This is a genomic window from Arthrobacter sp. P4_F11, from assembly GCF_056401395.1.
On sequence record NZ_JBFUJK010000012.1, the window covers coordinates 134,592 to 145,201 of the forward strand.

The window sequence follows — 10,610 nt, forward strand, 5'->3', positions numbered from 1 at the left end:
TCCAAAGGCAAGAATCAGGACAACGGGCTTAAGCCCGGTCTGTGACGCGGTTCACAGCGCCTAAGTGAGACTACACCTAATTCATCTGGAATGGGATGTTTAATTTAGATGTTTTCTCCCATGAGAAGTTTTAGCTGTGTGCCAGGGCACGGGACGGCGTCCCATCCGCGGCTGGCGGCGCTGGCTTCGGAGACGATGGAGCCGACCCGCAGGGTCGGCGAAACAGATAAAATGACCCGCCCGCTACTGCTGACCAGTGCGATCGCCGACTCCGTGGCCCGCAGCAACGGCAGCACTTCAGGCTCCAACCGCCTGACTAGAATATCCGCCCCCACGACTCCGCGCATGGACCCGCCGACGCCCACAGGCACGGTGAGGGTCAGGATGTAGTCGCAGGTGCACAGATGGTCTACGTACGGGCCGGTGATGTGGCCGGCCCTTGTGGTTTCGGGGACCTGATACCACTCAAAGGCCCTGAAGTCCCGCAGGTACTCCGCGTATTCGCGCGACGCCAGGTCCAGCCTGCTGGGCTTCGTGGTGGTGCCCAGCAGGGGATTGTCCGACAGCGGGCCAAGCCACCAAGCGAAATGCAGCGCCTGACTGAGGGCTGTTTCCGGAGCTGCGATGAAGCCTGCTCCGATCACGAGGGGGTCAGCCACGGTCAGCTCTGGCTCCACCAGGGAGTACACCAGCGAGTCGATCCGGGTGGTGGCGTTGTCTGCCCCCGCCTTCTCCACCGCTGTGCGCCAGCTGTCCAACATGGTGAAGACGCCGGTGAAAAGAGCACCGATGGCGGCCGAGCATTCCCTCCCGCGTTCAGCGTCCGGCACGTTGTCCCTTATGCGCATGGCCATGCTCTCATTGCTCAATTCTTTCTTTTGCTGCCAACAACCAACTCGACAGTTCGCTCAGCTGACCCCGCACCAGCGCGCGGGCCTGCTCTGGGTCATGGGCGGAAATCGCCTCCGCGATCTTCACGTTTTGCCCGTAAATGTTCCGGCGCAGATTTTCGTCGGCCACGCCGAGCCACAGCAGGGAACCAAATTCGGCCTGGAGGCGGATCTGTTCACGGACAAGGCGCGGCGACTGGCTGATGACGGCGATTTCCAGGTAGAAACCACCTGCGTTCCGGGCAGCGTCGCTCACCTGGGCAAAGTCGGCATTGTCCAGCCATAACCTCAGACGGGCAGCCTCCTCGTCCGATGCCAACTCCGCGGCCCGTTCGGTACAGCCGGCGCTGAGCACCCCGAAGTAGACGGCGCTGTCTTCAATATCGACCCGGGCCAGGCCGCGCAGTCGGGCCCAGAGCAGTGCTTCCGGCGCCCGGGATACAGGAAGGACGAAGCTGCCGCCTTCGCGGCCGCGTCGGGTTTCCACCAGTCCGGCGTCCCGCATGGCGCTTAGTGCTTCGCGGGCCGTCACCAGGGCTACACCGAACCGCTGTGCCAGTTCGGCTTCACTGGGCAACCGGTCCCCCGGTGTGAGGACACCGAGGAGGATCGCATCGATGAGCCGCTGGGCGACTTGCTCCGAACGGCCAGCACCGGACAGCTGGGCAAAAACGGCCGCCCGAGCTCCCCGGGAGGATGGCTGCGGTGCCAATTCTGAACTCACAGTCCGGTCCCGCGGGTTGGTAGTGGGATCTGCGCGCAAAGGTGTGGCCGGTCATCCATAGCGCCACTGTATCTTTCACTTCGGGTCTTAGCGCAACATCCTGCGGCGCCGGCGGCACCAGCTGCCGGCTTGGCCGAGCCGTTGAACGTGGGGCCCAGCAACCGTACTGGGCCCTACTGGCTGTTTCTAATTATCCCTCGATCCCTTCATGGCTCGGTCAAAGGAACTATTTCATCATGAAAGGCGAGGTAAAGGTTGGCAATTATCCGCGGGCTCGAGAGCGACCCGCCTACCAAGTTTTCAACCTTCTTCAAACGGTAGCGGACAGTGTTCGGGTGGACGAACAACACACTGGCAACCTTCGCGACGTCCAAGTCGTTCACCAGGTACCAGATGACCGTCTGTTTCAGTTCGCTGTCGACGTTGAGGGCTTCAACAAACCTGTTTAGCTTGTCCTTATCCTGTGGAGACTGCCGACGTGCAAGGAGCCATGTTGACGGGTCCACTTCATCCAGCCGGACGATCCCCCGATATGCTCCGGAGGCGGTGGTCGTTGCGGCCTGGATTTGCCGGCGGGCAATTCCTGCTGCTGCTTCTGCTTCTCGGAAAGCTTCGGGGGTCTTTGCAAGATCGGAATAGGGTTCAGACAGGCCGACGAAAACGGACCTGTCCGTCAACTCCAGCCAGGCGTCCAGGGCTGATGAGTCCGAGACCAGCGCATGAAAGCCTGGCGGGTTTTCGGGTGTTCGCCCGTTCTCTGCCAGCAAGAGCCCCAGACCGCTGGTTTCGGCTCCTCTTAAAAGTCGTTCGGAAAAGGAAGGGTCCAATGGCTGCTGGGCGAGATTTGCAGCGACCACTGCGCGTATCGGTGCATAGGGTATGAACCGGAATGTGCGCATCCGTTCCCAGTGCCTGAACTCGCGGGACACCGGAACGCCGTCTTGCAGCATGGTGAGCAACTGCGTGTTTTCGTGTCGTTCTCTTGAATCTGAGAACTGAGCGATCCCATTTATTGCGGCCAGGAGCCGTTGTGTCGTTTCCAGCAGGACGTCTCCGAGGTCCTTCAGTACGCGGTGGTTTCTACTGGCCACGGCCAGGGTGAAGCCATCGCCTCGAAGCACCAGTGGCCGGGCCATGACTTCCCACTGGCCTATCACTATGGGATCGGACTCGTTTTTGCGGTTGCGCAACTCTTTCCAGATCAAGTGAGTCGGGCCGTCACCGGAGGATTCGACGATTCGTCCAGAATCTTCGTAAAGCACCGCTGTGCCCCGGCATGCTGTGGCGAGTCTGACGATGAGGGCTTTGACCGGATCCTCAGCAGAAATGCTCTGCAGCAGGTCATTGCTTAGCCACAGTGCTCGCTTTTGCAGGTAGGCGTCAGGAGATGCCTGCGACTTGTTGATGAAGTTCTCGATGCGGTGGAAGGGCACATCGGGCGCCACGGTATACAACGGGAAACCGGCTTGTTTGCAGGCCGAAACCAGCTTGGCGGGCACTTGGTCAAAGTAGACCCCGATGCCGAAAAATACAGCTGCCACCCGGGCTTTCCTTAGATCCTCTACGAGTCTCACGGCCAGCAGTTCGTCCCGTTCGGCGTTCACAAACCTCAACCCGGTGGTCAGCAGAACAGTGTTCGGCTCCAGCCAGGCCGCCGGATTGTGGATGTCGCTTGTGTGGGCTCCCGTTATGACTGCGGCCGGGTTGCCCGGAACTACCGGGGCCAAGCCTAAGGGAGCTTCTGATACCACATCATGAAGAGTGACGGGGGGCTTGTCGGGCATCTGGCCTCCTGGCTGAAAGGGACGGGAGGCCGAGTGGAAGCTGATTGTAAATCTCACAACGGTCTCTCCCCGTTATTTTAGTTTCGCCAGTGACAGAGACTCACATCACAGCGGATGGTTGTTGGTACCCAATCAGCCCTGGAGGAAAATAGATGTCCAATCTCAGAGTCGCCGTCGACGTCGGAGGCACATTTACTGACGTCTGCATTTTCGATGAAGAAACACAACGCATGCGTGTCACCAAGGTCCCATCGACACCCGCTGACCCCATGCTGGCGATATTGAGCGGGGTGGAACGTGCCGAGATCAATCTGGCGGACGTGTCGCTGTTCTCACACGGCACCACGGTAGCAACGAACGCCCTGATTACCCGGAACTTTCCCCCCGCAGCCATGGTTACGACAAAGGGGTTCAGGGACGTCATCGAGATCCGGGACGGTACGAAAGACGACCTTTGGGACGCTTACAACGACGTAACCGGTCCCTACATCCGCCGCCGCGACAGGTTCGAGGTGACCGAGCGTATTGACTACGCCGGCAACATCGTCACTCCCCTGGACGAAGAGGAAGCCCGCCGTCTGGCCGCGGTGCTCCGTAAGCGCGGCGTCACAACCATCGCCGTCTGCTTCATCAACTCCTACGCCAACGCCGAGCACGAAATCCGGATGCGGAAAATCCTGGAAGAGGAACTTCCGGAAGCCACGGTCTCCACCTCGGCCGAGATCCTGCCCGAAATCTTCGAGCACGACCGATTCAACACCGCCGTCTCCAACGCCGTGCTGGGACCCCTGGTGTCCGGCTACGTCAGCCGCCTCGCCGATGAGCTCAAAACCGGCGGTTACGACGGCGACCTCCTGCTCTTGCACTCCGGCGGTGGTTCCATGACCCCGCGCATGGTCAAACGCTACCCGGTGCGCCTCGCAGCGTCCGGAATCGCAGCCGGCGCCATCGCGGCGAAGCACATCGCCCAGCAGTGTGGCTTTGAAAACGCCGTGAGCTTGGACATGGGCGGCACGTCTACCGATATTGCCCTGGTCTCCGACGGTGAGCTCCGCATCACCAAGGAATGGCAGGTTGAATACGGCCACCCCATCGTCTTTCCCAGCATCGAGGTTCTCACCATCGGCGCCGGCGGCGGCTCGATTGCGCACATTGACATTGCCGGTTCGCTGCGCAACGGCCCGCAGTCCGCGGGTGCCGATCCGGGACCCGCCTGCTACAACATGGGCGGCGAAGAGCCGACCAACTGCGACGCCAACGTGGTCCTGAACAGGCTGGGATCCACCCTGGCCGGCGGCGCGAAGACGCTGGACCGCGGGCTCTCGCAGGCGGTGATCAAGCGTGCCATCGCTGCACCGCTGGACATGAGCGAAGAGGAGGCCGCCCACGCTATCCTCCAAGTCGCGAACGCCAACATGGCTGACGCCGTCCGCCTGATCTCCATCCGCCGCGGCTATGACCCCCGCGACTTCGCGCTGCTCGCCTTCGGTGGCGCGGGCGCCCTGCACGGCGTAGAGGTTGCCAGGGAACTGAACATTCCCACCGTCGTCGTACCGCCCAACCCCGGCGTCACGTCCGCACTGGGCTGCCTCCTGGTGGATATCAGGCACGATCTGTCCGCGATGTACACGGCCGTTGCCGCCGACGCCGATCCGGAAGACCTGGAGAGCAAGTACAAGGCCCTCGAAACGGAGGCCACCGCCCGGCTCCGCCACGAAGGCGTATCCGCGGAGAATTCGATCCTGCAGCGGATCATCTCCATGCGCTACCAGGGACAGTGGCGTTCGCTGGCCGTGAATATGGGAACCGGCGACGGTGCTCTGGAAGAAGCCATCCAGAGCTTCCACCAGCAGCACGAGCGCGAATTTGCATTCCGCCAGGATGACCAGCCCGTGGAAATCTACCAGCTGCAGCTCTCCGCTGTCGGCAAGACGCCCAAGCCCTCCTTCGCTCCGGCCACGGAATGGGTCTCCGAGCCTGGCGAGCCCGATTCGGTCCGGCCGGTGTACTTCGGTGAGGACGGCTGGGTCGATACGCCCGTCTACGACCGCACCAAGCTCGGTGCCGGCGCGACGTTCCAAGGTCCCGCCATCGTCGACCAGCTTGACTCCACGACGGTCGTGCCCCCGCGCACCACCGCCGAAATCGACGAGTGGCTCAACATCCGGATCCACCTCACAGAGTTCAAAGACGAGCAGGAAGCCCAATCATGACCGACGTGATCACCATTCCAGATCTCCATGTTGCCCACACCGATGCACGGCAGGCATCAGGCCTTGACCCCGTGACGTTCGAGGTGCTGAAAAACGCCTTCGTCACCAGCGTCGACCTGATGAGCGAGCAGATTCTCCGGACCTGCTATTCCTTCGTCATTTACTCCCGCGACTTCTCCTCCGCTCTCTGTGACGCGAATGGAAACACCGTCATGCAGGGCAGCGGCGACATTGCCGTCCACGTCGGTACCCTGCACTTCCAGTGCAAGGCCGTCATCGAAGAATTCGGCAAAGACATTCATCCGGGGGACGTGTTCGCCATCAACGACCCGTACCGGGGCGGCACACACTTCAACGACGTTAGCTTCATTCGGCCGATCTTCTCCGACGGTGAGGTGATCGCCTTCGCCCAGAACAAGGGCCACTGGGCTGACATTGGCGGCAACGTTCCGGGTTCATTCGATGTCAACGCCAAGGAACATTTCGGCGAAGGCCTGCGGATCACTCCCGTGCGGATCTGGAGCAAGGGTGTCTTCCTTCACGACGTCGCCCAGCTCCTGGTGTCGAACACTCGGGCACCGCGCCAGGCGATGGGTGACCTCCAGGCCCAGTCAGAAGCGACTGCCGTGTGCGAGCGTGAAGTCCTCCGCCTGGTGGACAAATACTCCAAATCGACGGTCGTCGCCGCGATGCAGGAAACCCAAGACTACGTTGAACGGATCGTCCTGCGCCGCCTGGAATCCCTGCCGCAGGGAGTTTGGGAGACCACCGATTACATCGACTTCGATCCGGGCAAGGGCGAGGGCCTGGTGCCCATCAAGATCAAGCTGACGCTGGACGGCAAGGGCATCCACTACGACCTGACCGGTTCCGCACCCGCAGTCGAAACCTTCCTTAACTCCGGCTACGGCACCACCCACTCTGCCATCTACGCCGGCACCAAGACGTTCTTCCCGGACGTTCCTCTGAATTCCGGTTTCTACGCCGCCGTCGATGCGGAAATCGGGCCGGAGGGGACCGTGGTCAATGCCGGGTGGCCCTTCGCGGTCACCGGGTTCTGCTCCGGTCCCTACGAAAAGCTGATGAACGGAATCTTCGAGCTGTGGTCCCAGATCATGCCCGAGCGCGCCATGGCATGTGCGTTCAACCTCGAATACCTCCTGGTGGGTGGCCGCGACGGCCGCACCGACGATGACCCCTACTTCATGTGGTACGACTGGATGGCCGGCGGCTGGGGTGGTCGAGCCTCCAAAGACGGGGCCAGCGCCACCGCTCCGGTCTTCGGTCCCGGTTTGGCCGTCCAGCCCATCGAGGGCCAGGAGCGGCTCTCACCCGTCCTGACCACCGTTCACCAGATCGGCACCGACTCCGGCGGGCCCGGTAGATTCCGAGGCGGCCTCGGCATCGAAAAGGGCGGCACTCTGGTCGACGCGACGAAGACCGTGATGAGCTACTGTTGCGACCGTGCACGCTCCATCACTTGGGGTATCGAAGGCGGCCTGCCATCCATCCCGCACGGTGTCTGGATGAACAAGGGCACCGATCAGGAAAAGTTCCTCGGGTCCAATTTCTCAGCCGTTCCGCTGCACTCCGGCGACTCATTCACACGCCCGTCCGCCGGTGGGGGCGGCTACGGCGATCCCCTGGAACGCCCCCTCGACGAAGTCCTCGAAGACGTTATCGACGAGTACGTGTCGATCGAACGGGCAGCGAAGGACTACGGCGTCATCATCCGCGAAATCGACCGCGAACTGGACCAGTTCGAGATCGACCACGCAGCCAGCAACGAGCTGCGCCAGCAGATCCGCACCGACCGCCCCGGCTGGCTGACCGCCGATCCGGTCGACGTGGCTGCGAAGTACCGCGCCGGAGAGGTGGACATGCTCGACGTGATCCGCCGCCACGGCGTGATTCTGGATTGGGGCACCGGGGAGCTTTTCCCCGAGACCACCTCGGAGTTTCGCAAGAGCATGGAGAAGCGCTCCTCGTCCCATTGGCACTAAGCGCATTCTGACCCACAACGGGCCCGCCGACGCTGATCGCATCGGCGGGCCCGGCACCTCGTTGTCCTGCAATCGCAATGGATCCGTGACCAGGGCAGGGAAAGTACCCAGTTTTGCAGGAAGCGAACCCCGGCTCGAACCCCGCGTACCAAAGCCAGGTGCTGCTCCTCGAGCGTTCCGAGGCTAAGCCTCACCCTCCCTAGCTACTTCAACTGCTGTGAAAGGTGCGAAATTGTCGTACTCAAACTATGTCCTACCAGCAAGTATGCGTGCCGGAAGATGGTCCCTAACGATGGCTTGGTGGGCGGTGTTCTCCGCCATGTTCTGGATATACGTCGCCGTCGCTTCAGCAGGAGCAGTCGGCGTCGTGAACACCCTCATCGGAATGGCGCTAACCGTTGTCACCTACGGTGCCATCAACAAGGTTCTCTCACGCTATGCGGCGCGGACAGGGCTCACAGTCAGCCTCTTCTCCCGTACCCTTTTCGGACTCGTCGGTTCCGCGCTGGCGTCTCTGATATTCGCAGCCACGGCCATTTACTATGCGGTGTTCGAAGGATCCATCATTGCCGTCGCGTTCCACGAGTTCTTCGGTGGGAGCATCTTCATTTGGTATGCCGTGGTGGTTATCTACGCCATTCCCCTGGCCTTGGGTGGCGTGCAGAACTGGCTGGACAAACTCAACGGTGTCCTCCTCCCGCTTTATGTTGCCGGCCTGATCGCAGTGGTCGTCGCGGCCACCCTTATCAGGGGCGTCCCTACGGACTGGATTGGCCAGGCCGCCGTCTCGTCGGCGCTGCCGGGCTGGCTGACGTCGTACCTTATCTACATGGGCGTCTACATCATGATGATGTATACCTTCGACTATGCCAGGATGGGACGTCAGCAGGACGAGAAGTTCCTGGGAACCGTGACATTCGGCTGGGTTTTCTACGCATTCACGTTCGGGCTGAACGGGCTGGTTGGCATTTACATCATGAGCGCATGGCGCATTGAAGCCTCGGAAACAGGCGTCGTGCAGGCGTTTATCTCATCGCTGGGACTGGTTGGCCTCCTTGTCATCCTCATTTCACAGACGCGCATCAACACGGCAAACTACTACCTCGCATCGGAAAATCTGTCGGCCTTTGCCAGCCGGGTATTCAGGCTGGACCTGCCTCGCTTTGTCTGGGTCATCGTGACCGGGGCCCTGGCCTTCTTGCTCATGCTCACGGATGTTTTGAGTTACCTCCTCAAGGCGCTGGCGTGGCAGGGCGTCTTTGTCACCGCCTGGGTGGCCATCGCACTGGTATTCATTGGCCTGAACTGGAAAGCGCAGGATAAGGTCCCCGATATCCGGCCGGCCAATCTCAAGGGAATCAGCCCCGGGGCAGTAGCCTGGGTGTTTGCTTCAGCAGTGGGAATTGCACTCACCGAACAGACGGCGTGGCCGGTAGTTTCCCAACTCACTCCCCTGATCACCATGGCCCTGGCGGCGGGCGTGTACTACGGCGCCTACAAACTCTCACCGCCGCGTTTGATCAGTTCCGAACAGACCATCGACCCGGCCGATGAAGAGCTTGATCCTGCCCTCACACATTAGATATGAAGGGCCTTGAACTCGGCGGGTCCGGCAGTTTTCGCTGCCGGACCCGCGTCAGCGAGAAAACTACGGACTTTCTCCACGGTGCTGTCGGGTCCGAGTGTCTTTGGGCATATGATCATCGCGCCTTCCACATGGAGCGGATCAATTGCTTCAGACACCGAGGACCACACGGAGAACGCGTAGCGGACTCCCGATGTGTGAACTGGCGCCTTAGTAGGGATCGATTTTTGAGTTACCCTCGAGCGGTCCTAGAGGAATCGGATCATGCGCGTGTTGCCTAGGGTGTTGGGCTTCACGCGGGCGAGGTCCAGGAACTCCGCAACGCCTTCGTCGTGTGAGCGAAGGAGTTCCGAGTACACCACCGGGTCCACAGCGGACTGGTCTGCCATAACCTCGAAGTTGTGGCCCTTGAAGAAGTCCACCTCGAAGGTGAGGCAGAAAACGCGGGCCACACCCAATGCGCGGGCCTCTTCGAGCAGGTTCTCCAGCAGCACATGCCCCACGCCTTTGCCGCGCCAATCTTTGGAAGCTGCCAAGGTACGGACCTCTGCTAGGTCCTCCCACATGACGTGCAGTGCGCCGCAGCCGATGACCTCGCAATCGCTGGACTCGGCGATCTGGAACTCCTGCAGGCTCTCGTAATAAGCCACGGACTCCTTCGCCATTAGAATCCGCTGTTCGGCCAAGGGCGCCACCAACTTCTTGATGGCGGACACGTCGCTGGTGCGGGCACGCCGGATGTGGAAGGAGTCAGTTACAGGGCTAATCCTACGGGCCATGCCTGAGCTGTTTCGGGCGATTTGTACAGCCAGAGGCTCATGTTTTGACGAACTGTATGGTGACTTGTTTCAAGTGCCATCCCTACCATCGTGGGATAGCTGCGCGCCGTTCTGCAGGGAACTCTAAACCATGCTGGTTAAGGGCGTCCGCAGCCTCAGCGCAGACACGTTCGCCGAACCTTCTCGCTCACTTCTCGACAGGCTTTCCGGCCCCGCGCATCACATAAGGGGCAGTCGCGAAGTACCAAAAGCAGTGCCGCTCAGTGGTGTTGCGCAAAGAAAGGTAGACAGTGATGTTCGGTAGGCAGCCCGCACCCGTTGCAGATATCAACGAGGAGGAGCTCTCGGTCCACAAGCCCAAAACCGAGGCGGCCGGGGTTAAGGCGGTGATGGTGGCGCTGGAGCGCGCCGTGGCCCAGGCCGGGGTGTCCCGGACGGCCCAGTCGCTGCTGCGGCTGAACCAGCGCGGCGGCTTCGACTGTCCGGGCTGCGCGTGGCCGGAATCGGACAAGAAGCGCAAGGCGGCCGAGTTCTGCGAGAACGGCGCGAAGGCGGTGGCGGAGGAGAACACCCTGCGCACGGTCGGGGCGGAGTTCTGGGCCCGGCATTCCATCGCCGAACTGGCTGGGAAG

7 protein-coding genes and 1 pseudogene are annotated in these 10,610 nt (G+C 61.3%); 4 read left to right on the forward strand and 4 right to left on the reverse strand.

What is annotated here, in order from left to right:
- Positions 1-104: 104 nt before the first annotated feature.
- From AC1DRO_RS14465 to AC1DRO_RS14475, 3 genes are all read right to left on the reverse strand, one after another.
- Positions 105-869 carry a cache domain-containing protein gene (locus AC1DRO_RS14465; protein WP_476951333.1) on the reverse strand — a complete coding sequence of 255 codons (765 nt, stop codon included), beginning with the start codon at positions 867-869 and terminating at the stop codon, positions 105-107.
- The gene (locus AC1DRO_RS14470; protein ID WP_243178559.1) at positions 859-1,614 is read right to left on the reverse strand and encodes a FadR/GntR family transcriptional regulator; all 756 of its coding nucleotides are present in this window, start codon (positions 1,612-1,614) and stop codon (positions 859-861) included. Before AC1DRO_RS14470 ends, AC1DRO_RS14465 begins: the two co-directional genes overlap by 11 nt.
- Positions 1,615-1,820: 206 nt before the next feature.
- On the reverse strand, positions 1,821-3,398 hold the full coding sequence (locus AC1DRO_RS14475; RefSeq protein ID WP_476951334.1) for a helix-turn-helix domain-containing protein: 1,578 nt from the start codon (positions 3,396-3,398) through the stop codon (positions 1,821-1,823).
- Between the two features lie 152 nt (positions 3,399-3,550).
- On the opposite strand from AC1DRO_RS14475, the gene AC1DRO_RS14480 reads away from it, so the two are divergent.
- From AC1DRO_RS14480 to AC1DRO_RS14490, 3 genes are all read left to right on the forward strand, one after another.
- Positions 3,551-5,611, forward strand: a complete 2,061-nt coding sequence (locus AC1DRO_RS14480; RefSeq protein WP_476951335.1) for a hydantoinase/oxoprolinase family protein — start codon at positions 3,551-3,553, stop codon at positions 5,609-5,611.
- Positions 5,608-7,614: a hydantoinase B/oxoprolinase family protein gene (locus AC1DRO_RS14485; protein WP_476951336.1), complete on the forward strand. Its 2,007-nt coding sequence runs from the start codon at positions 5,608-5,610 to the stop codon at positions 7,612-7,614. The genes AC1DRO_RS14480 and AC1DRO_RS14485 overlap by 4 nt, the downstream gene beginning before the upstream one ends.
- Positions 7,615-7,981: 367 nt before the next feature.
- Positions 7,982-9,196 carry a purine-cytosine permease family protein gene (locus AC1DRO_RS14490; RefSeq protein ID WP_476951337.1) on the forward strand — a complete coding sequence of 405 codons (1,215 nt, stop codon included), beginning with the start codon at positions 7,982-7,984 and terminating at the stop codon, positions 9,194-9,196.
- A gap of 251 nt (positions 9,197-9,447) precedes the next feature.
- Here AC1DRO_RS14490 and AC1DRO_RS14495 read toward each other — a convergent pair whose 3' ends face one another.
- Positions 9,448-9,978: an amino-acid N-acetyltransferase gene (locus AC1DRO_RS14495; protein ID WP_279294088.1), complete on the reverse strand. Its 531-nt coding sequence runs from the start codon at positions 9,976-9,978 to the stop codon at positions 9,448-9,450.
- Between the two features lie 290 nt (positions 9,979-10,268).
- Between AC1DRO_RS14495 and AC1DRO_RS14500 the strand changes: the two are divergent.
- Positions 10,269-10,610 (forward strand): annotated as a pseudogene (locus AC1DRO_RS14500) (hypothetical protein); the annotation flags it as partial.

Bases quoted from the DNA above. Each gene is read 5' to 3' on its own strand.
- AC1DRO_RS14495 (WP_279294088.1), bottom strand. From the start codon at position 9,978: ATGGCCCGTAGGATTAGCCCTGTAACTGACTCCTTCCACATCCGGCGT.
- AC1DRO_RS14485 (WP_476951336.1), top strand. From the start codon at position 5,608: ATGACCGACGTGATCACCATTCCAGATCTCCATGTTGCCCACACCGAT.
- AC1DRO_RS14480 (WP_476951335.1), top strand. From the start codon at position 3,551: ATGTCCAATCTCAGAGTCGCCGTCGACGTCGGAGGCACATTTACTGAC.
- AC1DRO_RS14475 (WP_476951334.1), bottom strand. From the start codon at position 3,398: ATGCCCGACAAGCCCCCCGTCACTCTTCATGATGTGGTATCAGAAGCT.